Raw genomic sequence first — 23,465 nt, 5'->3', positions numbered from 1 at the left:
AAATGCATAATCTTGCAATAGTAGTTCCCATTTTCAACCATGCAGAACAGTTTAAGGAGTTTTTGCCTAAACTGCTGTCGCTCGGCGCACCCGTGATACTCGTCGATGACGGAAGCCGCGAAGCCAATGAGATTGAAAGCCTCGCAAAAGAAAACGGGCTTATTTTTGCAAAAAATGAAAAAAATCTCGGAAAGGGAGCCGCTTTTTGCCGCGGCGCAGAAAAAGCGCGCGAGCTTGGTTTTACGCATGTATTCCAAATAGATGCGGACGGACAGCACGGCATTGGCTCATTTGAAGACTTCAAAAAGGCGTCGGTGGAAAATCCAGATGCCGTTATAAACGGATGCCCTGTTTACGAAAATGCTCCCGCTTCGAGGTTTTACGGAAGGAAAATTACGAATTTCTGGGTTGCCCTTGAAGTTCCGGGGGTAAAAATACGCGACGCCATGTGCGGATTTAGGATTTATCCACTGAAGAAAGTTTCAGAGGTTATGCATAGCCTTAAATTTGCGCGGATGGGCTTTGATATCGAAATCATCGTCCGCCTTGCGCGGGCGGGATGCCAAATAATAAACATGGATGTAGCTGTAAAGTATCCCGAAAACGGAGCGTCGAATTTCAGAATGATAAAAGACAACGCGTCGATTTCCGCACTGCATGCCCTGCTCTGCGCCGAAGGGATTTTTAAATTTTTAAAAGAGAAAATTTTTATATGGAAGCGTCGGTAAAAATAAAAGTTCCGTTTTACGATCTCGACCCAATGCAGGTGGTTTGGCACGGAAACTATATAAAATATTTTGAAAAGGCAAGATGCGCCCTGCTCGAAAAAATCGGGCTTGACTACCGCGAAATGGAAAGGCTCGGATACGCTTTCCCTGTGGTCAAGATGAGCGTAAAATACATAAGCCCTTCTGAGTTCGGACAGGAGCTTTCAGTATCTGCAAAGATTGTTCCGAGCGAAAATTTCCTGCACATAAAATACATCGCAAAAGATTTCAAAAGCGGCGAAAAAATATGCTCGGCAGAAACAAAACAGATGTGCGTAAACATTAAATCAAAGACATCATGCTTTGAACTGCCCGCAAAAATAAAAGAACGGATTTTACAATGAAATTTTTATTGACGCTCTTATTGACATTTTTCTTGGCGCAAGCTTTCGCCGCTGAAATCCCCGCGAGGCTTCAAAAACTTGCCGCCGATAAAAAGCTTGCCATCGGTTCTTTTGTTCTTGAAAAGGAAATGCCCGATATTGGCGTGAGCGTAAAAAGCATAGGCGTTTTTCGCTTTGAGCATGGAGTCGGCATTACATGGAAAAATCTTTCGCCAAACGAATTTACATTCTTTGCGTCCGACAAATTTTACGAAATATCGTCTTCAAGCGGGACAAAAAGGCAGTCTCTTGAAAAATTCGGCATAGGCAACTCAAAGCTCTTCAAAGGGGATTTTTCGGACTTGGAAGACAAATTTAAAACGGAAATTTTAAAAGACGAAGACGTCGAAACCGTAATAAAACTTTTACCCAAAATATCAAAAATTAAAAACGGGCTTGAATCGGCAACTCTTTGCTTTGGAAAATCCGGTCTTGAAAAATGCCGACTCGAACTCGCGAACGGAACCATAATAAAAATTGAATTTAAAGAAACCCTTTGAAAGACACCATTTTCAGATTTATATACGCCGCGGTTTTTGCGCTTTCCGCGCTTTTTCTGCTATGCGTGCCTATTGATTTCGAGTATGGAATTTTTGAGCTTGCAAGCGGCAAAAACAAGAGCGCGGAGCTTGATTTCATAAAAAACAATTCCTCGAAAATAAGAATTGTCCTTGCGTCAGAAAACCGCGAAACGCTGGAAGCCGCAAAAGAAAAAGCCGCGAAAATCCTTGGGGTTGAAAGGGACAATTCTGAAAAATTAAACGCGGCAAAAACGCTTCTTTTAGAGCATTCAAGCTATATTCTTTCCCCCGAGAGCGCGGCAATAATCGAAAGCGGCGGAGGAGAAAAAATTTTAAGCGAAGCAAAAAGAAAAATTCTATCCCCCTACCGCGCCTCGATTTTCAAGGTTTCAAAAGACCCTTTCTTTCTATTGGAAGAATACGTTAAAAGCCTCCTCGAATACGGCGGCGGTTGGAAAATGTCGGACGGTTTTTTGGAGAAGGAAGAAGGCGGAAAATTCTACGCGGCGGCGATTTTAAATACGCTGAATTTAACCGACGCCGAACTCGAAAGCAAAATTGAAAATCTTGAAAATCTAAAAAACAAAGATTTGGAAGTCTATAAAAGCGGTGCACGCATACACAGCTTAAAAGTGTCGAAAAAATCAAAAAGCGAAATAAATTTTCTTTCGGCAGTTTCTTTGACCTTGGTTTTTGCGCTGGGTTATTGGGCGTTTGGAACAGCCAAAATATTTTTGCCGATGGCAATATCTCTATGTTCCTCCTTTGTATTCGCGCTTGCTACCCTCGTATTTTTCTTTGATAAACCCCATGTATGCGTCCTGATTTTTGCGACAAGTTTGATTGGGCTTTCTGTTGACTATTCATACCATTATTTTTCCGCATGCAAAAAATTCTCCCCCGAAGACGCCTTTAAAAGCATCGAAAAGCCCTTGAACAAAACGCTCGCGACAACGCTTGTCTGCTTTGCGGTCTTGTATTTTTCAAGCCTCGACTTGCTTAAAGAAATCTCGGTATTTTCCATTGCGGGGTTGATTTCATCGTATTTATTTGTGAGGTTTTTCTATCCTTTGATTGTAAGAAAATTGAAGCCCGATTTCAATCAGTCGGTATTGAAAATTCCCATCCCGAAACTGGGCAGGCTGAAAAACATTGCCGTAATTGCGCTTGTGTCGGCGTCGCTTTCGGGGCTGATTTTTGCAAAATTCAAAACTCAGGCAACGGATCTTTACGTTCCGGATAAAGACTTGCTCCTACAGGAGAAGTCGCTTTCTGAAATATTCAAGGACACAGAAAAGAAGCTTGCGATAATAAAAGGCTCTTCGATAGACAGTATTTTGACATGCGAAGAAAACGCCGGCGCAAGCGGAATTTCAAGATTTATCCCGTCTTTAAATCGCCAGGAAAAAAACAAAAGGCTTATTGAAAACCTTTACGAAAAATACGCCGAAAAGCTCCAAAAATCAATAGGCGCAAACAAAAAATTTGAAATGCCCAAAGGGCAAAAGCCGCTTAAAATCGAAGATCTTAAAGGCACGCTTTTTGAAGATGCCGTTTCAAGCATGCTTCACGGAGAAAACGGCAGTTGGACTGCAATCATTCCCGTGGGCAAAGACGAAAACTGCGCTCTTGAAACGTTTTCGCCCCCTGAATTTCTAAACGGCATTTTTGACTCATACATGAAATCTTCGGCGGCTTTAATTGCGGCAAGTTTTCTTGCGCTTGCCGCAATGTTTGCGCTCGTTTTCAGAAGGAGTTTTTTCAAACTGATTTTGCCCGTGGTCTTGTCGGCAGGGCTTCCGATTTTCATATTTTGGATTTTAGGCGCAAACGTAAATTTATTCCATATCTTGGCTCTATTTATTTTAATGGGGCTTGGCATAGACTATTCTATTTTCCATTATTCAAATAATTCCACGCTTACAAAAAACGCCGTGTTTATTTCTTTTGCGACAAGCATAATCGGCTTTGGCGCGCTTGCATTCACGTCGTTTAAGGCGATAAGCTCCATCGGAGAGATGCTCGCCCTCGGGCTTGGATTTGCATATTTCATATCGCTTTTTCTTGCGGAGGAAAAATGAGCGAATGGTTCAACCAGAAAGAGAAATGCGCGGGCGTTTTAAGGATAAAAATCGTCTGGTGGTTTTGCATTGTTTTTGGGCGCAGAGCCGCGCGGTTTCTGATATTTTTCATTGTCGTTTGCGCATACCCGTTTTTGGCGGAAGCGAGAACTTCCGCAAAAAAATTTTTCGGCGTTTTGAACGAATTTGAAAAAAGAAGAGAAATAAGTCCGACCAAGCCGAGAGTTTTCAGGCTTATCTATAACTACGCGCTTTCGATGCTCGATAAAATGCTTTCGCTGTCGGGGCGCATTCCGAAAAATTGCGTTTTTTTTGAAAATTCCCACGACGCGGAAGAATTTAAAACGCTTGTAAATTCGGGGAAAGGCGCATTTTTGATTTTTTCGCACATTGGCAATTTTGAAGTTCTCGGCACAAACGGAGCGGCGGCTTTCGGAACGCGAAAACCCGAAATCTTCGCCCTTGTCGAAAATTGGTCGGAATCTATTTTCAGAACGGAATTTCTTTCAAAATCAAAAGAAAATTCTTTCCATTTCTTGGACGTCTCAAACATAAACATCGCGACTTTCGGACATCTTGACGCCGAGCTTGAACGGGGAAATTTGATTATCGCAGCGGGCGACAGGCTTTCAAAACGCGCCCCCGAAAAGTTTTTCGAAGAAATTGTTTTGGGCAAAAAATGCAATCTGCCAAGCGGAGTTTTCCAGCTTGCCGAAATGCTAAAACGCCCCGTGTTTTTCGCAAACTGCGCGGAAAAAAATGGAAAATATTTTGCGACAATCAAAATGGCAGAGTTTGCAAAGTCAAAAAGGCGCGGAGAAAACCTCGCAAGGGAATACGCCGCGTTTTTGGAAAAATCCGCTCTCGATACCCCCTTGCAGTGGTTTAATTTTTTCGACTTCTTTAAATCTTAAAGCCGCTTGAATATAAGAGAAGTGTTGACTCCGCCAAAGGCGAAATTGTTGCTCATGGCATATTCTCCGCGAATAACCCTGCCCTCGTTTATTATGTAGTCAAGCTCACCACATGCGGAATCGACATTTTTCAAATTGAGAGTGGGCATATACCAGTCGGAATTAAGCATTTCGATTGTCATTGCCGCTTCGATTGCGCCGCATGCGCCGAGAGAATGCCCTATGTAGCTTTTCATCGAAGAAATTGGCATGGGGCGTTTGAAAGCGGCGGCGGTTGCGGTTGTTTCGGCAATGTCCCCCTGTGTTGTCGCTGTTCCATGCCCGTTTACATAGCATATTTCGGAAGAATCCACCCCCGCGCATTCCATCGACTTTTCGATTGCGGCTTGGATTGTGTGCGCGTTTGGCTGTGTCATATGCGTTCCGTCGGTGTTTGAGGCAAACCCCGCGACTTCGGCAATTATCTTCGCGCCTCTTGCCTTCGCGTGTTCGTACTCTTCCAAGACGAGAGTAGCCGCGCCCTCGCCTATAACAAGTCCGTCCCTTTCGGCATCGTAGGGAGAGGGCGTTTTTTTGGGCGTTTCGTTCTTTGAGCTTGTGGCGTACAAAGTGTCGAATATGGCAACCTGCGTCGGGCTGAATTCTTCCGCCCCCCCTGCAATCATCACGTCTTGAAGACCGTATTTTATGGCTTCGTAGGCGTATCCGATAGAAAGGCTGCCCGAAGTGCAGGCGGTTCCCGACGGGATTATTCTGCCCGTTGTTTTCAGGTAAAGCGAGATATTAACGGCGGTAGTCTGCGGCATCATCTTCATATAGGTTGAAGATGTGATGTTGCGCACGACTTTCGTATTTATCATCGAATAAAAATCCAAAAGAGGCTCAACGGAACCCGACGACGAACCGTACGCAACGCCGAGCCTTCCGCCGCGGATAAGCTCCCCGCCCTGCTCAATCCCCGCCTGTTCGAGAGCCTGCTCTGTCACAAAAAGCGACATTACCGACACGGGGCCCATTGTGCGTAGAGTTTTGCGCGAATAGCGTTCGGGTATTTTAAAATCCTTTATGACGCTTGCGAGGTTGGAATTCAGCCCGCTGTATTCTTTGAGGCTTTCCAAAACTTCGATTTTGTTTTCATAGACATGCAGTCTGTCGAAATTTTCCTTGACCGAATTTCCGAGAGGGCTTATCGCGCCCATTCCCGTCACGACAACTCTTCTATTCATATCAAACCTCCGTTTACTGAAATTACTTGGCGCGTAATGTACGCGGCGTCTTCGCCCATCAAAAACGATACTGCCCCTGCAACCTCTTCGGGCTTGCCGAAACGCCTGAGGGGAATCAGCTTTTTAACCTCTTCAAAGGGCAAATCTTTTGTCATGTCGGTTTCTATGACGCCCGGAGCCACGCAGTTTACCGTAATTGAACGCTTTGCAAGCTCCAATGCAAGCGACTTCGCAGCACCGATTATTCCCGCCTTTGACGCGCTGTAATTAACCTGCCCCCTGTTGCCCGCAATGCCCGAAACCGAAGTGAGAGCGACAATCCTGCCGCCTTTTCTTTCGCTTACCATCGGCATCACAATCGGTGAAAGAACATTGTAAAATCCGTCCAAATTCGTGCGCAAAACCCTGTCCCACATATTTGAATCAAGCATGGGGAAAGGCGCGTCGGCATTCACTCCCGCATTCAAAACAACTCCCCAGAACGCGCCGTTTTTTTCCATGTCGGCTTCGAGGGATTTTTTCACGCTTTCGCGGTCGGATATGTCGAATTGAAGGATATGGGCGTTCGCTCCGAGTTTTTTTGCCTCTTCCAAAACGGAATTTGCAGCTAAAATGTTTGAATTGCAATGCAAGGCCAAGTCGAAGCCGCCGTCGGAAGCCAAACGCAAGGCGATTGCCCTTCCTATGCCCCTGCTTGCGCCGGTTATAAGTACGCGCTTATTCATTGTTTTGATTTAAGAATTTTAACGGGTTTTTGGGCTTGAATGCATTAACCGTTGCCAAGGCGCATTCAAAATTGTTTTCGTCGAAAATGGCGCATTCAAACGAAGCCATCTCTTCGTCGAAAAACACCTTTTCGGCTCTGACGCTGTAAGTCTTTGAATTTTCAAACACAGGAATATTCAAATCCATTTTGCGAGTTCCCAAGACAAAGCCGATTTCCTGCTTAAACGACGCATCTTTGCTTTTCCCCAAAATTCCAACGAAACAGGCTATCGACTGCGCCATGTATTCGAGAGCAAAGCAAGACGGCACTCCGCCCGAATTTTCATCAAAAAAAACGTCGGAAGAAGAAACAGTGAAGAATGTTTCGACTTTTGAATTTTCGATATCGCAACTTCTTACACCGCTTAAAACTATCATCGGCGCGCCGTGCGGCAACAACTCTTCAAGCTCATACATTTTAAATCCTTCCCAAAATTACGGACGCATTGCTTCCGCCAAAGGCGAAAGAGTTGCTGAGCGCATATTTTACCTTTTTAAACATGTTTTTACCTACAAGGGAAATCGGCGCAATTTTTTTGTCAAACTCGCCGTCATAAACATGCTCGATAAGCGCGTTTTCCTTGTTTAAATCCGACATCATAAGCCAGCATAATCCGGCTTCGACCGCACCCGCCGCCCCAAGCGAATGCCCCGTCAAAGCCTTTGTGGAGGAGCATAAAACTTCGTCTTTGAATACGCCGTACACTGCTTTGGCTTCCATAGAATCGTTAAAAACCGTGCCAGTTCCGTGCAAGTTCACATAATCAATTTCTTGCGGAGTAAGCCCCGCGTTTTGAAGGGCGTTTCTCATTGAAAGAGCCACGCCCTCGCCTGTCGGGTCGGGGCTTGTCGCATGATAGGCGTCGGAGCTTTCGCCAACTCCTGCCAAAAAGATTTGCGAATTTTCCCTTGAAAGCAGGAACATCGCCGCGCCCTCGCCGATATTTATGCCCGAGCGGTTTGCGCTCATTGGATTTGCCAACTCGGAACTTGTTGCGCCCAGCGCCGAAAATCCGTTAACAACAAATTTGCAAATGCTGTCCGCGCCCCCGACGATAACCGCGTCGCACACATTGTTTTTTATCATTCTTTCCGCGGAAGCAAACGCCTTTGCAGACGACGAGCAAGCCGTTGAAACGGTATAGCTTGGGGCTGAAAGATTAAAATATCCGCTTATAAATTCCGCGACATTCCCAAGCTCTCCGTGACAGGCAAATGGTTTTTTAGGAGAATTTTTTTGTGAAAAATAAAAATACTCCTCCTCGAACTCGCGCATTCCGGTGTTGCTCGACCCGACAACCACTCCGACCCTGCCGGCTCCGTATTTTTCGACCGCGCATCTCACGCTATGTTCAATCTGCAAAACAGCAGAAAGCGCAAGGCGGTTGCACCTCGTGTTCCATCGCGGATTTTCAATTTCGGGCAGGGGAAAGTTCGCCTCTCCCAAAAAAGTTTGCCCGCCTTTTATGATGGTTTCAGACTTTGACATTCCCGCCGTGGAAGACGATGCGGCGTTTTTTAAAACCTCCTCTTTTCCGCATCCCAACGCGCAAACAATGCCCAAATCTGACAGCCCGAAATTCATAATAACAATGGGCATATAAAATGGATTTATATCCCCCAATCGTCAAGCTTTATAAGAATTTACAAAGACAAAAAAAGCGGGCGCAAAAAGCGTCCGCCTTTAAAATTTTGCAAAACAAACTATGCTCCGCACCCGCCGTCTTTATATCCGCAGTCCCTGCAAGAGCGGCACTTGCCGTCGAAGACATAGGCATAAGAGCCGCACTTCGGGCATGTCATGGCGGTTCTCATATCGACTTTTTCGGCAGGTTTCGGCGCATTGGCGGACTTTTGCGAGATAAACGAAAGCTCCGTTTGCATTGGCGATATGTTGTTTATCGACATTGTGTTTGTGCCGCTTGAAAACATAGTGTTTATGTAAGACTGTTCGAGCGAGCGCAATCTTCTGCCGTTTTCAGAGGGGAACATCCAATCCAAAAGCTGCATCAGAAGGTCAACGATTGATTTGCAAGTATGGATGTCGGGCTTGTATTCGTCGTCATAATCGCCGATTTTTACCCAGCCCGACGGATCGAACGAAAGATAGCGGAACGACTGGATGAAGTCGTCAAACGGAATTCCGTATTGGAGCGCGATTGAGAATGCCTTGCAGAATGCGTCGAACATACCGTTTATAAAAGAGCCGCCCTGCCCCAATCTGCCGAAAATTTCGGCACATCTGCCGTCGTCTGCGATGCCGACTGTCATAAAGCCGTTTATGTTGTCGCCAATCGAGAATTTTATGGTCTGACCCCAGCGGCGGTAAGGCAGCTTCTTGCGAATCGGGTTTGCGTGCTCCTCTTTTCTGATTTCGGTTGCGGATTTTACGACGTCGTTCCAGGCATTTTGAATTTCTGCGGAATTCAAGTTTGTGGAATAAACCGCATTAGCCTTTGAGCCGTCTCTATAAATTGCAATGCACTTGATGCCCATTTCGTGGCTGTCAATCATTGAATCGACGATGTCGCGCTCTGTCGCAGAGCTTGGCATGTTGATTGTTTTTGAAGATGCGCCCGATATGAACGGCTGCAAAGCCCCAAGCATTCTCAAATGGCCTTCTGTTTTAATGAAGCGTTCTGCGCCGAAAGGTTTGTTCGCACAGTCGAATACGCGCAGAGTTTCCTCGCCGACCCACGGAATGCCCTCCATGTGCCCGCACCCCGAATAAATCGAAAAGTCGCTCGGGGAAAGCTTGCCCTTTTCGGAAGCCGCTCGAAGCGATTTGTAAAATGCCTTGTATTCTTCGTCGCTCTTAAACAAAGAGGTGCGGGAGGCGATTTCCATGCAGACTGCGCCGCCGTCTTTCAAATTTTGCAAAATGTCGAGCCTGCCCTTTATCTTGCGGGATTCCAAGAAGTTTTCAAGACCTGTAAGACCCGAAACTTCGGCAACGATTGTTGCAATCTGCTCAAACGTGTATCCAAGACGCGCCAAGCCAACGGGGACAAGCCCGTTTATGAGAACCATCGTGCCGCCCTCCGCCAGAAGCTTGTATTTTACGAGCGAATATTCGGGTTCTGCGGAAGTAGTGCCCTCTTCGTAAATTCCAAGGGGCGCGGAAATCGTGCCTGTCGGCGCAATGCAGGTAACGAAGCTGTTTCTGAAATTCTTTGACGCGCGCACTTCGTTCCAAAGCTCTCCCGCTTTTTGCACAACGTCTTTCCATTCGTCGCCAAGCTCGACCTTGTTTTCGCCGATTGAAAGGCGGAAGCCGCGCAAGGCATCTTCGGCGGTGAAAGATTCTGTTTGCGGCAAGTCGCTTATCGTCCTGTTTGAAGTCTTCATTCCGATTACCGACTTCAATTCCTCGTTTGCCAAAGTGTGCATGTTAAGAACCCTCTTCATGCTGCCTTTTATCAGGTGGTATTTCGAGAAATTGCCGAGCATTTCGCCCATTTTCGCGCTGAAATTGTAGCAGTTTGAAGTGAGAAGCGAGGCAAGCGACGACGCAATCGCCCTGCCTCTTGCGGAGTCGTAGGGAATTCCCAAAGACATCAAAAGACCGCCTATGTTAGCAAGCCCTATGCCGGTGGTGCGGTAGGCAACAGTGTTTACGGCAATTTCCTTTATCGGGAAACCGCCCTTTGTAATATTGATGTCGGCGGCAATCATCGCCATGCGCGATGCGTGCATGAACTTTTCAATTTCAAACTTTCCGTTTTTATAAAAGCGCAAAATATTGAAAGAACTCAAATTGCATGAGCTGAAAAGAGGTCCCAAATATTCAGAGCACGGATTTGACGTTTCAATTTGAACTTCGTCTGCAAATGTGCTCCAGAAATTTATGATGTCGTTATTGTGAAGACCCGGCTCCGCGTTGTTCCAGATAGCTTTTGCCATCATTTCCAAAAGCTCCATCGGGGCGTATTTACGGACAATGTGCGATGGGTCGGAAATCCAGCGAGTCGCGTATTTTTCGCCCTTTTTGAAGGCGAGCCAAAAGCCCGACTTCATTGAAACGGTATGGTTTGCATTCTGGTTTGAAAGAGTTTGACCGTAAAGCAAGTCTTCCGCGCCCGCGCCGTAAGACTTGTCAACGACAAACGGCATTGAAAGAACCATCTTGGCGGCGATTTTTTCTTCGGGATTTCCGTCTTGAAGCTTCTGCTCGGCAAGCTTGCGGAGTCCGCGCTGGACGTTGTGTTCCTGCAATACGATTTTTGCGACTTCCTCCTGCTTGAACTTGGTGTTCACAAACTCAAAAACATCGGGATGGTCGGAATACATCACAACCATTCTCGCAGCTCTTCTTGTTCTGCCGCCCGACTTGATTGCGCCTGCCATTTTGTCCCAGCCCCTGTCAAACGAAAGAGGGCCTGATGCAACACCCTTCCCCGTTATCGGCTCGCCGTCGCTTCTTAGAGACGATATGTTTATGCCGACCCCCGAACCGCTCGAAAATATGCAGCCTTCAGTGTACTGGTGGCGCAAAATCGATTCCATTGAGTCTTTCACTCCCAAAATAAAGCAAGCGGAAGCCTGCGGATTTTCGGAAGAATTTTCAGCCTTTACGGCATCGACGCCGCCTTTTTTGTTTTCCGCGCCGTAGAAAGTTTCAGTTCCTTTGCCCGCGAGAATTTTGCGCAAGTCGGGACGACCCCATCTCCACTGCTCCCAATGCCCGATGTTAAACCACACGGGGCTGTTCGGAGCCCACATCTGGTGGACGAGCATATACTTCATTTCCTGGTTGAAATTAAGCGCGCTTTCGTCGCCGTCAAAATAACCAAGCTGATAGCCCCAAACCGTGTAGGTGTTGGCAATTCTGTCAAAAATCTGCTTTACGGAATCTTCGTATTCGGGAGTTTTCGGCTCTTTACCGAAAATATAGCGGCTGAGCGTGATTTTGAGGGCGTTGTCGCCCCAATGCGCGGGAACTTCGACATTTTCGCGAGAGAATGTGATTTCTCCGCCCGCAAACATTTTAATGTCCTTTCTGACCCACTCGGCCGTGTCATAAGCCCAAACTCCTTTTTTGGTAAAGTGCCTGTCTATTTTAAAGCCGATTTTAGCGGGGCGTTTGCCCAAGTCCAAAGCGACATTGCCGTCCACTATGATTTTTGCCATTTCTTTTTTTGCCTTTCTGAACTAAAAACTTAAAACAAGACGGGGATAAAAAAACCTCGCTTAAAAACCGTTTTCAAGCGTGCTACAATCTCGTTTTAAATACACTCAATGCACTAATAGAGGTTTTGTCAAATAATTAAAAAAATAATTTAAAATATTTCACAAGACGATGTAAATCAAATAGTTGCAATTTAGCAAAAAACCGCATTCCCCGCGCGTTTTTTATAAAGCGAAAAACAAAAAGGCGGACTAAAAAACAGTCCGCCTCAAAAAATGGAAACACCGTTTCTTTTTTATCTGAAATATTCCACGCCACCTTCAAAAATCGGCTGGATTTTATCTCCCGAAACGTTCTTTCCGACATTGGAGCCAAAGCGTTCGGTATGTCCCATTTTGCCGAACACCAACCCGCATGGGCTTGTTATGCCCTCTATCGCCTGAATAGAGCCGTTGGGGTTATACCTTATATCGGCAGACGGATTGCCGTTTAAATCGACATACTGCGTCGCAACCTGCCCGTTCTTTACAAGGGTTTCAAGCATCTCTTTTGAGGCGACAAACTTCCCCTCGCCGTGAGAAACAGGGATTGTGTGAATTTGCCCGATTTCGCATTTTGAAAGCCACGGAGAAAGGCGGCTTGCGACGCGGGTTCGCACATAGCAGCTGACGTGGCGCGCGATGTTGTTGTAAGTCAGCGTCGGAGCGTCTTCCGCAAGAGGTCTGATTTCGCCAAACGGAACAAGACCCAATTTTATCAAGGCTTGGAAGCCGTTGCAAATGCCCAAAATCAAGCCTTTGCGGTCTTTCAAAAGCCTCATTACGCTGTCGGAAAGCTTGGGGTTTCTAAATACCGCCGCAATAAACTTGCCGGACCCCGCAGGCTCGTCCCCTGCCGAAAATCCGCCGGGGAGCATCAAAATCTGGGATTCGTCAATGCGCCTTTTCATTTCTTCAATCGAATATTCGATGTCGGAATTTGAATTGTTGCGCAAAACGAATATGTCCGACTTCGCCCCCGCGTTTTCAAACGCCTTTGCAGTGTCGTATTCGCAGTTCGTTCCGGGGAATACAGGAATGAAAACTTTGGGCTTTGCTATTTTAGATTCCGCCAGGAACACCTGCTTCGGCTCGTATTCAATCTTTGCGATTTCCCCCTGCGGCTCGGCGGCCTTTGTCGGGAAAATATCTTCAAGAGTTGAAGTGTATGCGTCAAAAACCTTTTGCAAGTCGATTTTGGAGCCTTTAAAGAGAATGGAATTTTCCCTCAATGTCTTTCCAAGCGGGCTTGCGCAAACTTCCTCAAAAGCAACTCCGTCTGCAAGCTCGACCACTATTGCGCCGCAGTTCAGGGCAAACGGATTTTTTTCAAACGACTTGTCAAATTCAAAACCGATGCCGTTTCCAAAGCCCATAACAGCAACCGCTTCCGCAATTCCACCAAAACGCGCGACTTTTGCCGACAAAACCTTCTTCGCCTTTATCGCCTCAAAGAGCGCGGAATATTTTTGCATGGCCTCGTCGAAATTCGGAACCAAGTCAACGCCCGCCGATATTTCAATCACGCCGACATCAGACCCCGCTTTTTTAAATTCGGGGGAAATGACGTTTTCGACATTGCATGGAACGATTGCAAAGCTTACGAGAGTCGGCGGAACGTCTATTTCGTTAAACGAACCCGACATCGAGTCCTTTCCGCCGATAGAGCCTAAGCCCAAGCGCATCTGTGCTTCAAACGCGCCAAGCAAAGCCGCGAGGGGCTTGCCCCACCTTGCGGGGTTGTCGCGCAACTTTTCAAAATATTCCTGGAAAGTAAACCTGATTTTTCTTACGTCGCCGCCGTTTGCCGCGATTTTCGCAACGCTTTCCAAAATGGAATAAATCGCGCCATGGTAGGGGCTCCAAAGGGAAATATCGGGATTGAATCCGAAAGAAAAAATCGTGCCGGTTTTGGTGTCCCCCGAAAGAAGGGGGATTTTCGCGCTCATCGCATCGGCGGGAGTTGACAAATTTTTGCCGCCGTAAGGATGGTTTACGGTGCATGCGCCGATTGAAGAGTCGAATTTTTCAACCAAGCCCTTTTGCGAACAGCAATTTAAAGACGACATGACTTTCAGCCAGTCTTCCTGCCTTGAAGCATCCAGATTAGGATTTTTAAACGGAGTGTCATCTTTCGGTGCTTCAACTTTGGCGCGCGCGGAAGCGGTCGTACCGTTGGTATCCAAAAATTCGCGCGAAATATCAACTATGGGCTTTCCGCGCCATTTCATGACAAGCCTGCCCGTATCGGTTACAACCGCGACAAGCGTGCATTCGAGGTTTTCCTCAGCCGCGTATTTCACGAACTTTTCAGCGTCGTTTTTATCGACTACAACCGCCATTCTTTCCTGCGATTCCGATATTGCAAGCTCCGTGCCATCCAAGCCGTCGTATTTTTTTGGGACAGCGTCCAAATTTATTTCAAGAGACGGCGCAAGCTCGCCTATTGCAACAGAAACGCCGCCTGCGCCAAAGTCGTTGCATCTCTTGATGATTGCGCTTGCGTTCGGATTGCGGAAAAGACGCTGCAATTTGCGCTCCATTGGAGCGTCGCCCTTCTGAACTTCGGCGGAATTGTCCAAAGCCTTTTCATTGTGGTCTTTTGAAGAGCCTGTTGCGCCCCCGATGCCGTCTCGCCCCGTCCTGCCGCCGACAAGAAGAATCGAGTCTCCGACCGACGGAACGCCTCTAAACACGTTTTTGCGCGGAGCGGCGGCAACCACCGCGCCGATTTCCATGCGCTTTGCGACATAACCCGGGTGGTAAATTTCCGTAACCTGCCCTGTCGCCAAGCCGATTTGGTTGCCGTAAGAGCTGTATCCGTTTGCCGCGCCTGTCACGATTTTCTTTTGCGGGAGTTTGCCCTTCAAAGTGTCTTCAAAGGGAGTGCGGGGATCCGCCGCGCCCGTTACGCGCATTGCCTGATAAACGTAGCTTCTGCCCGAAAGAGGGTCGCGAATAGCACCGCCCAAGCATGTCGCAGCACCCCCGAAAGGCTCGATTTCGGTTGGATGGTTGTGGGTTTCGTTTTTGAACATCACAAGCCATTCCTCTTCTTTGCCGTCGATGTCAACGTTTACGACAATGCTTGCTGCGTTGATTTCATCGCTTTCTTCGAGGTCGTCGAGTTTACCCGATTTGCGCAATGACCTCATTCCAATCAAGGCGATGTCCATCAGGCAAATTTCTTTGCCTTTTTTGTCCAAGCCCAAAGATTTGCGCTCGTCCAAATATTTTTGCCACGAATTTTTGATTGCGTCTGCATACTTTCCGCTTTCAAATTCGCAATTTTCAAGGCGGGTAAGGAAAGTTGTGTGGCGGCAATGGTCGCTCCAATAGGTGTCCAAAACTTTTATTTCCGTCTTGGACGGGTCGCGGTGTTCGGTGTTTTTGAAATAGTTTTGGCAAAATGCGATGTCGTCCAAAGACATTGCAAGCCCGAGCTTTGAATGGAGATTTTTAAGCTCGCTTGCGTCCATTCGCGTAAAGTTTTCGATTATTTCCACATCTTTTGGCGCAGACGCGGTTTTTAGCAGTGTCTCGGGTTTTTCCAAAGACGCCTCGCGGCTGTCAACGGCGTTTATCAGGTATGCCTTGACTTTTGAAATATCCCCCTCCGACAATGCGCCTTTTAAAACATATATCTTCGCGCAGGCAAAATTTGCGTTTTTCAAAAGCACGATTTGGGCGCATTGGCGCGCGCTGTCTGCCCTCTGGTCAAACTGCCCGGGCAGATATTCGACTCCGAAAGCGGTTTCGTCTTCCGCCATGGGGAAAGTTTCTTCATACAAATTTTCCACGGGAGCTTCGCAAAATATCGTGTATTTAAGCTTGGCATAATCGGCGTCGTCGATGCCCTCCGCATCGTAGCGCTGCAAAACGCGCAGACCCGAAAGGTTTTCGAGCTTCAAATTCGCCTTGATGTCGCGCATTAAGCTTTGGGCTTGCGCACCGTCTTTATGTTCCACAAAAACTCTCTTAATCATATTCAAAAAAATAAATAAGTGAAAAATAGGCAAATGCCGATTTTAGTCAAAACAAAAACCAAACAAGTTTTTCCGTCATTCCGGATAAAACGAAAGCTCCGCCTTTTGCGAATTTAAATCCATATAATCCAAGATACTGCCCTTGTCGGTTGAAAACGGGCGAAGCGGCATCGAAAATTTATTTTCGATGCACAAGTCGGGATTGCCTGCCCAGCCGTATCTGACAGCCTGAATGCGCCCTATTTCAGGAGATGAAACGATAATTTTGCCGTTTTTTATTTCAGCATTGGCAAAATGCCACTTCATTTTTCCGTCTCCCCTCGCGGCAAAGCCCGAAATGGATTTTTTGCCCTTTTTAAGACGCAATCCCCAGTCATTGTTTATCGAAATTTCAGCATTATCGCCGTTAAATTTAGCGGATTTGAAACAAGGGCTTAATGCGGATTTTGCGTCCCCCTTTCCGTAAATTTGCGTTAAAGCCAAATTGCCGAGACGCCGCGCCACGGCGTCCTTGTAGGGAGGATGCAAATCCTTTTCGTCCCCAACGTCCGCGCAAGTGGCAACTCCCGTTTTTGGAAGCTCCAAGACCGCCCCCTGCGCCTCTCTTACCGCGCCCCATGAATGTCTGCCCTCGACTGGAACTTTTTGCGGCACGCCAAGATTTGCAAGCTCAACATAATAAAACGGAAACTCGCTCTTAAAATATTTGCGCCAAGACAAAACCATCGCTTTTGCAAGATCGCCGTACTCGTTTGCCCTCTTGTCGTTGGATTCACCCTGATACCAAATTACGCCCTTGGGGACTGTCGGGTAAATTCCGAAAATCATTCCGTTAAAAAGCATTGCGGGCGTCGGGGTTGACCTGTCGAACGGGTCGTAGTCGAAGCGCGGCTCGCTTTTGCGGTTTTGCCTGCGAAGTTCTGGAGTATTGTTCTTTTCAAGCCAAATTTTCCTTTGCTCCAAAAATATCTTTTGGCGTTCTTGCCACCCCTCAACGCGCTCCGCGTCGCGTTTTAAAGCCGACTTCGTAAAATCGGAATAGCCGAAAGCTTCGCGCGGAATCCATCTTTCAATCGGGCTTCCGCCCCAGCTTGAAACAATCACCCCTACGGGTTCGCCGAGATTTTCGCACAAGTATTTCGCAAAAAGCAGAGGTAGCGCGCTGAAAGACTTTATGTCTTTTAAATCAGGCTCGCGCCATTTCCCCTCAATGTTTTCAAGGGGTTCGAAAGACGCCTTTTGTCGCGTTTTGTATATTCTTACATTGCCTTTCAGCTTTTCAAGCCCGTCGCAGATGTCTTTCAAATACTTTTCATATTCGGGAGTTTTCGGTCCTCTGTCGAAATGCCAATCCATGTTGGACTGCCCCGACGCAAGCCAAAGCTGCCCGACTTTCACGTTTTTGATTTCCGCGCTTTCCCCTTCCGAAGAAGCCTTGATTTCAAGCTCGGTTTTTGAAGGCATTTTTGGAAGCTTTGCAATCCACTTCCCGTTTTTGTCGGATTTGGCAAAAACAGTCTTTTTGGCATTGTTTGAAAAATTAAGCCCGATTTCCACTTTAGCATTCGGATTTGCATAGCCTGCGATTGCGTTTTCAACGCCCGCCTGCAATATAAGCCCGTCCGAATATAAGTTTTTAAACTTCAATTCCGCATTTGCTAAAACCGCGAAACAAAACAAAAACAATGCAACAAACGCCTTTTTCATAAACGCTCGATAATGCGCCTAAATCGAAAAAAATCCAAGACAAAACATAAAAAGGAGTGATTTTTTGAAAAACTGCAAGTTTTTTGAAAAAAAAGATTGATTTTTAAAAAAAACGGCATTTAGTTTTTTGGTTTTGAATTTGAAAGGAAAACAGATTTATGTCACAACACAATTCTCTTAAAAGCGGCGGTTCCGCATCATCAAAAAAACGCAGCGTTTTGAAGCGTTTTGAACGCATAGATTTGCTCAAAAAGCGCAACTCTTGGAAAGATAACGGCAGAGTTACCGCTCTCCCGAAGACAAAGCCCGCTGAATAATAATCAGGCTTTTAACGCATTTATTTGACAAAGTCCGTATGGGCTTTGTCATTTTTTTTGCGTATTTTCGCCAAAAGCGTTTTGCTTGACAAGTCCTCCGCAAAATAAGAGGATATTGAAAATGCAAAGACTACATTCATATTGGCGAATACCATACATAGAAATTCCGCAGGGGGAAAAGAAAGGCAATCCGTTTTTGGAAATCCCGAACCAAGACCCCAAAAAGGTTCATTTGCTGTGGAAGGGAAAGTTTTGCTATATTGTGATGAATAAATTCCCGTACAACTGCGGGCATCTTTTGGTTATACCGCTTCGCCAAGTCGCCGACATAGAAGATTTGACAAGCGAAGAGCGCGTAGAATTTTTTGACGCCATTATAAAGGCAAAGCAAATATTAAAGAATGCGATGAACCCCGACGCCTTCAACGTAGGTTTTAATTTGGGCGCAAAGGCGGGAGCGGGCATTCCCGAACATCTGCACTGCCATGTCGTCCCGCGCTGGGACGGAGACACAAACTTTATGCCCGTGATATCCGATACCCGCGTGCTTCCGCAGGCAATGGACGCCCTTTGGGAAAAACTCGTTAAGTTCGCATGATTGAAAAAACTTTGACATTCCCATCTTCGCGACTTCTCTCGTCTTTGTACAAAGACTCTCTTGAAAACATAGAGCTTGCGGAAAAAACTTTCGGCGTAAAAATCATAACGCGCGACGACTGGCTTAAAATAGTGTCTGAAGACGCGAAGTCCGCAGAGGACGCCTGCGCGTTTTTCAAGGCTTTGGAATACGCAAAAAACCGCGGAATATCGTTTAGCATGTCCGATTACGAGGGAATTTTGCAAAAAGCGTCGGAAGGCGGACTGGAAGAGGCGTTGAAAGTTTTCATAAACCCGAAATTCATAGACTTGCGCCACAAAAGCATCGCGGCAAAAAATTCGAGCCAAAAAAGATACCTCCAAGCCATTGAGGAAAACGAAATTGTCTTCGGGATAGGCCCTGCGGGAACAGGCAAAACATATCTCGCAGTGGCGTCGGCGTTAAAAGCTTTGCAGGAAAGAAAAATCGAAAAGATAATCTTGACCCGCCCCGCAGTCGAAGCGGGAGAAGCTCTCGGCTTTCTGCCCGGAGACTTGCAGGAAAAACTCCTGCCCTATCTCCGCCCCCTGCACGACGCAATGTTTGACATGCTGGGTCAGGAAGACGCAAGAAAGGCGGTAGAAAAGCAAATTATAGAAATAGCCCCCCTTGCCTATATGAGGGGGCGCACGCTATCAAACGCATTCGTGATTTTGGACGAGGCTCAAAACACCACAACAGAGCAAATGATGATGTTTTTGACAAGACTTGGCGAAAATTCCCGAATGGTCATAACGGGCGACATCACCCAGACCGATTTGCCCCGCAACAAAAAATCGGGCTTAAAAGACGCGCTTGGAATTTTAAAAGGCATAAAGGGAATTGAAATTTTCAATTTCACAAAATCCGACGTTGTGCGCCATCGGTTGGTGACAAAAATAATCGAAGCCTACGAACGCGCAGGAAACTCCGAAAAATCAAATAAAAGCAATGACACGCAAGGAACGTCTATATAAATACAACGTTTTTCAGAACAAGTCTTCGCTGAAAACCCACCACAAAATACTCATAGCCATAATGATTTTGGCAATGAGCTTTGCGCTTTATTTCATCTGCTTTGCGGGAAGAAAGCCCATAAATTTCCAAATCAGCATGGGAATGAAAACCCAGGCGCGAGTGGTTTCTTCCATGACGTTCGACTATCCGAGCGAAATCCGCACAAAGGCGAAAAAAGACCGCGCTGCGGGAATGGTTCCGATAGCCTGCGAAATTGTGAAAATGAATGAAGATTCGCTTGGCGCAAACCTATCAAAACTCATAGAGCTTTTGAACGCGCGGCAAATTCAGTCCAAAGAGCGCGGCAAGAAAAGCGTGGCGGCAGAACCCGCAAAAGGCGCGCAGGAAGAGCAAAACCTTGCCGAAATGAGCGATGAGGCATTTTTAAACCTCATAAAAAAAACAACGGGCTTCAACATAAACGAGGCTGACCTGCCCTCCATAATGTCTGAAACTACCCCCGGCAACCGCCAGCAGCGATTTTGGCTTGTCATGACGCCCCTTAAAGAAATCGTAAACGAAGGCATTTACGAAGACAACGACCCCGTGTTTTCAAAGACCGATTCGGTTTTGGATTTCGGGGGCATACGCAAATACCGCCGCAACCAGACGGAAGCCCGACGCGAACTTAAAAAGCGCATCTATGAACTCGGAATATCCGAAACCTTGTCGGACGCCCTTTACAGGATTTTCAATTCCGAACTGCGCCCCAACATTGTTTACAATGAGCCGCTCACGCAAAAATACCGCGACGAGGCACGCGCAAAAGTCGCCCCCGTTTTAGTGACGGTTACGGAAGGGGAAACGATAATAGAGCCAAACCGCAAGCTCTCCCCTCTCGAAATGGAGCGCTTGAATGCCTACATAAAGGAATCGGAAAAGAACCAGAGCCAAAATCCCGTTTCAAACACGATAAGGGAATTTTCGATATGCCTTCTTTTGATGTTTTCAAGCGCGCTGTTTTTCGCAATCAGTAAAAACTCCCGCAACAGGCGCAAGCGTAGCATCGTTCTTTTTTCGGTGCTATTGATTTTTAATATGCTTTCAGAGCGCGCGGCTATTCAAATATCGGAAGCCGTCGGACATTCGGGCGAAAGCCTTGCCACAATATTTTTGTACGGTGCGCCGATTATGATAGGTCCGATACTGCAGGTTTTGCTCTGCACTTCCTACACGGGCTTTGTGATGGCGTTAATTTCAGCGATACTGACAACCATAATGCTCGGGTTTGCTCCCGACTACTTCGTGCTTTTGTTCAGCGCAAGCCTTCTTGCCATTTTTTACTGCAACGGGGCGAGAACGAGAAAGCAAGTCATCACGGGAGGGCTGTTGTACGGTTTGATATTGTCGGTATTTTCCGTAATCATAGGCACTGCGTACGACTTGAATTCCGACATGCTCTGGAAACAGGGGGCAATCGCAATGTTTTCGGGAATTATTACGGGGGTCGTCGCAACCGTCGTCATACCGATATTTGAAAGGCTGTTCAAGCTTACGTCAAATCTGACACTGCTCGAATATACCGACTACAACAACCCGCTTTTGAGAATGCTTCAAATGGAAGCCCCCGGGACCTTCCACCACAGTTTGATGGTTTCGCAAATTGCGGAGCAGGCGGCGGTTAAAATCGGGGCAAATCCTCTTGAATGCGCCGTAGGCGGGCTTTACCACGACATCGGAAAGCTCATAAAGCCCGAATTTTTTGCTGAAAACCAGGCGGCGAACAACCCCCACGACGCCCAAAGCCCCACAATGAGCGCACTCATAATAAAAAGCCACATAAGAGAAGGCTTGGAGCTTGCAAAAAGATACAAAATGCCCCCCGTCGTGCTTGACGCGATTTTGCAACATCACGGAAATTCCGTCATAAGCTATTTTTACAACAAGGCTTTAAACCTTGCGGGGGCAAACGCAAACAAGGAAACCCTGCTCCAAGTCCTGCGCGACAACGGCATTGAAGAAAGCACATTCCGACACGAAGGCAAACGCCCGCAGTCGCCCGAATCCGCCATAATAATGCTCGCAGACTCATGCGAGGCGGCGTCGCGTTCTCTGAAACGCGTTACTTCGCACTCGATAGAAGAGCTTGTTGACAAAATCTTCCAGTCTAAAATGAACGACAACCAGCTCGACGAATCTTCAATTACGCTAAAACAGCTCGCAAAAGTAAGGGAAAGTTTTATTTTCACTTTGCAAAACATGCTCCATTCCCGCGTGGAATACAACACTCCGCCCGCCGCGCTGAGCCAAAACAAGCAAAAATAATTTCAAAAAAAATACGATGAAAGAATACAAGATACAAGACCTTCTTCAAATATTCTCAAACCCCGAAGTTAAAGGCGACACGTCCAAAACGCTGTCAGGAATTGCGGGGCTTTCCGAAGCAAAACCCTCGGATTTAAGCTTTTTGGGAAACAAAAAATACGCCCATGAAGTGGAAAAATCACAGGCAGGAGCAATTCTCCTTCCGCGTGCCTACAAAGGCGGAGTTTCGGAAAACACAACCGCGATATTCGTTGACGATCCTTCAATAGAGCTTGCAAAAATCTGCGCCTTGATAGAAGCGGTTTTGTGGCAAAAGCCCAAGGCGGGGATACACCCGAGCGCGGTAATCGACCCGTCCGCAAAAATTGCAAAAACCGCAATTATCGGACCTAACGTCGTAGTCTCTGCAAACGCGAAAATCGGCGAAGGCGCGAGGATACAGGCAAACAACTACATCGGAGTTTCGGCGGTAATCGGAGACGATGCCTGGATTATGCCAAACGCCGTAATAATGGATTATTGCGAAGTCGGCAAGCGAAGCAGGGTTCAGCCTGGAGCTGTCATCGGCTCTGACGGCTACGGTTATGCCTATCAGGACGGAAAGCATATCCGCATTCCGCAAGTCGGCAAAGTAGTCCTTGAAGACGATGTTGACATTGGCGCAAACACCACAATCGACAGGGCAAGATTTGACAAGACAGTCGTCGGGGAAGGTACGAAAATCGACAACCTCGTGCAAATCGCCCACAACGTGCGCATTGGCAAAGGATGCCTCATTGTCTCCCAAACAGGAATTTCGGGCAGTACGAAACTCGGCAATTTCTGCATTTTGGGCGGGCAAGTCGGGGTTGTAGGGCATATCGAACTTGGAGACGGTGCGAAAGTCGGGGCGCAAAGCGGCATAAATCACGACTTAAAGCCGAACGAATATGTAAGGGGAACGCCCGCATACCCGTTTATGACGGCGCACAAACTCGATATTTTAAAAGAAAAACTCCCCGATCTCTTCAAACGCTTGCAAGAAGTAGAAAAGACAATCGGCATTGAGAAAAAGACTTTTTCTAAATAAAAACCGATTTTCAAAAACCGAAAAAAACCTGAAAAATTTTTCTAAAAAAACTTTTTATTTCCGATGAAAAAAATAATTGACAAAAAAATTAGCAATTATTTTAATAATAAGTTATTAGAAAATATAAATCTTTTGCCTTTATACAATTAGAAGCATTAAGAAATAAAATTTCAATCCAAAAGAAAGAAAAAAAACATGGGCAGAACTCCAAAATCATTATCAGGCTCAAAAGACAGCGGAATGACTCAGATATCAATCAGTCTTCCAAAGCCGTTGGTTGAACAAATCGATAAAATGGCGGAATTGGACAATCGCAACCGTTCTAATTTTATCGCGACAACTCTCGCAAACATGGCAAAGGAATTTGCCGGCGTTGCAGAAGCAAAAAAACGTTTAAAGTAATCATTTAATAAAACCCGTAAAAAGCCCGATTTTTCGGGCTTTTTTATTTTTCTGCTGCTCAAATAAAAACGCATGATTTAAAAGATTCAAATCATTAAATCATAGTGTGTTTTTAGATATTGAATACATTGCGCATGTAAAAATTTTTGGGAGATTAAAACTGCCACTCTCTCCTATTTCGAGCTTATATATGCAACCAATAAAATGTAAGCTTTTCGCTAAATCTCATAAAACAAAAAAATTGCAAGGCTCAAACAGCCCTG

General features: G+C 46.4%; 18 protein-coding genes. 11 read left to right on the top strand and 7 right to left on the bottom strand.

The features are described 5' to 3' along the window. Positions 1–2 precede the first annotated feature (2 nt). The 5 genes from MOX91_RS04520 to MOX91_RS04500 are packed head-to-tail and all read left to right on the top strand — an operon-like array spanning position 3 to position 4,666. A complete protein-coding gene (locus tag MOX91_RS04520) occupies positions 3–728 on the top strand; it encodes a glycosyltransferase family 2 protein (protein WP_370396893.1) in 726 nt (241 codons plus the stop codon). Continuing rightward, positions 713–1,111 (top strand): acyl-CoA thioesterase, encoded by a 399-nt coding sequence (locus tag MOX91_RS04515; RefSeq protein WP_370396892.1) that lies wholly within the window; start codon positions 713–715, stop codon positions 1,109–1,111. Before MOX91_RS04520 ends, MOX91_RS04515 begins: the two co-directional genes overlap by 16 nt. Beyond that, positions 1,108–1,650 (top strand): LolA-like protein, encoded by a 543-nt coding sequence (locus MOX91_RS04510; protein ID WP_370396891.1) that lies wholly within the window; start codon positions 1,108–1,110, stop codon positions 1,648–1,650. Before MOX91_RS04515 ends, MOX91_RS04510 begins: the two co-directional genes overlap by 4 nt. Further along, positions 1,647–3,752, top strand: coding sequence for an MMPL family transporter (locus tag MOX91_RS04505; protein WP_370396890.1), 2,106 nt, complete (start codon positions 1,647–1,649; stop codon positions 3,750–3,752). The genes MOX91_RS04510 and MOX91_RS04505 overlap by 4 nt, the downstream gene beginning before the upstream one ends. Further along, positions 3,749–4,666 (top strand): hypothetical protein, encoded by a 918-nt coding sequence (locus MOX91_RS04500; RefSeq protein ID WP_370396889.1) that lies wholly within the window; start codon positions 3,749–3,751, stop codon positions 4,664–4,666. The genes MOX91_RS04505 and MOX91_RS04500 overlap by 4 nt, the downstream gene beginning before the upstream one ends. Here the strand turns inward: MOX91_RS04500 and MOX91_RS04495 are convergent. From MOX91_RS04495 to MOX91_RS04465, 7 genes are all read right to left on the bottom strand, one after another. Continuing rightward, positions 4,663–5,892 (bottom strand): beta-ketoacyl-ACP synthase, encoded by a 1,230-nt coding sequence (locus MOX91_RS04495; RefSeq protein ID WP_370396888.1) that lies wholly within the window; start codon positions 5,890–5,892, stop codon positions 4,663–4,665. The genes MOX91_RS04500 and MOX91_RS04495 overlap by 4 nt on opposite strands. Further along, on the bottom strand, positions 5,889–6,617 hold the full coding sequence (gene fabG, locus MOX91_RS04490) for a 3-oxoacyl-ACP reductase FabG (RefSeq protein ID WP_370396887.1): 729 nt from the start codon (positions 6,615–6,617) through the stop codon (positions 5,889–5,891). The genes MOX91_RS04495 and fabG overlap by 4 nt, the downstream gene beginning before the upstream one ends. After that, complete coding sequence (locus MOX91_RS04485) at positions 6,610–7,074, bottom strand: hotdog family protein (protein ID WP_370396886.1); 465 nt, start codon at positions 7,072–7,074, stop codon at positions 6,610–6,612. Before MOX91_RS04485 ends, fabG begins: the two co-directional genes overlap by 8 nt. 1 nt (position 7,075) lies before the next feature. After that, positions 7,076–8,257 carry a beta-ketoacyl-ACP synthase gene (locus tag MOX91_RS04480; RefSeq protein ID WP_370396885.1) on the bottom strand — a complete coding sequence of 394 codons (1,182 nt, stop codon included), beginning with the start codon at positions 8,255–8,257 and terminating at the stop codon, positions 7,076–7,078. Positions 8,258–8,361: 104 nt separating this feature from the next. Next, positions 8,362–11,787 (bottom strand): adenosylcobalamin-dependent ribonucleoside-diphosphate reductase, encoded by a 3,426-nt coding sequence (locus MOX91_RS04475; protein WP_370396884.1) that lies wholly within the window; start codon positions 11,785–11,787, stop codon positions 8,362–8,364. A 293-nt stretch (positions 11,788–12,080) separates the two neighbouring features. Then, complete coding sequence (locus MOX91_RS04470; RefSeq protein WP_370396883.1) at positions 12,081–15,809, bottom strand: phosphoribosylformylglycinamidine synthase; 3,729 nt, start codon at positions 15,807–15,809, stop codon at positions 12,081–12,083. Positions 15,810–15,884: 75 nt separating this feature from the next. Next, the gene (locus tag MOX91_RS04465; protein WP_370396882.1) at positions 15,885–17,516 is read right to left on the bottom strand and encodes a sialate O-acetylesterase; all 1,632 of its coding nucleotides are present in this window, start codon (positions 17,514–17,516) and stop codon (positions 15,885–15,887) included. 158 nt (positions 17,517–17,674) lie between these two features. Here MOX91_RS04465 and MOX91_RS04460 point away from each other — a divergent pair, with 158 nt between their 5' ends. The 6 genes from MOX91_RS04460 (at position 17,675) to MOX91_RS04435 (ending at position 23,202) form a co-directional block, all read left to right on the top strand. Further along, on the top strand, positions 17,675–17,833 hold the full coding sequence (locus MOX91_RS04460; protein WP_370396881.1) for a small basic protein: 159 nt from the start codon (positions 17,675–17,677) through the stop codon (positions 17,831–17,833). A 121-nt stretch (positions 17,834–17,954) separates the two neighbouring features. Beyond that, positions 17,955–18,431: an HIT family protein gene (locus MOX91_RS04455; protein ID WP_370396880.1), complete on the top strand. Its 477-nt coding sequence runs from the start codon at positions 17,955–17,957 to the stop codon at positions 18,429–18,431. Continuing rightward, positions 18,428–19,426: a PhoH family protein gene (locus tag MOX91_RS04450; protein WP_370396879.1), complete on the top strand. Its 999-nt coding sequence runs from the start codon at positions 18,428–18,430 to the stop codon at positions 19,424–19,426. The genes MOX91_RS04455 and MOX91_RS04450 overlap by 4 nt, the downstream gene beginning before the upstream one ends. Next, a complete protein-coding gene (locus MOX91_RS04445; protein WP_370396878.1) occupies positions 19,401–21,731 on the top strand; it encodes an HD family phosphohydrolase in 2,331 nt (776 codons plus the stop codon). Before MOX91_RS04450 ends, MOX91_RS04445 begins: the two co-directional genes overlap by 26 nt. A gap of 16 nt (positions 21,732–21,747) precedes the next feature. Continuing rightward, positions 21,748–22,800 carry a UDP-3-O-(3-hydroxymyristoyl)glucosamine N-acyltransferase gene (gene lpxD, locus MOX91_RS04440; protein WP_370396877.1) on the top strand — a complete coding sequence of 351 codons (1,053 nt, stop codon included), beginning with the start codon at positions 21,748–21,750 and terminating at the stop codon, positions 22,798–22,800. A gap of 195 nt (positions 22,801–22,995) precedes the next feature. After that, positions 22,996–23,202, top strand: a complete 207-nt coding sequence (locus MOX91_RS04435; protein WP_370396876.1) for a ribbon-helix-helix domain-containing protein — start codon at positions 22,996–22,998, stop codon at positions 23,200–23,202. Positions 23,203–23,465 lie beyond the last annotated feature (263 nt).

Origin of the sequence: Intestinicryptomonas porci (assembly GCF_033971905.1) — a bacterium.
In the GTDB taxonomy this organism is placed as follows: Bacteria; Verrucomicrobiota; Verrucomicrobiia; order Opitutales; family Intestinicryptomonadaceae; genus Intestinicryptomonas; species Intestinicryptomonas porci.
This window is presented reverse-complemented; position numbering and strand designations above follow the sequence as displayed.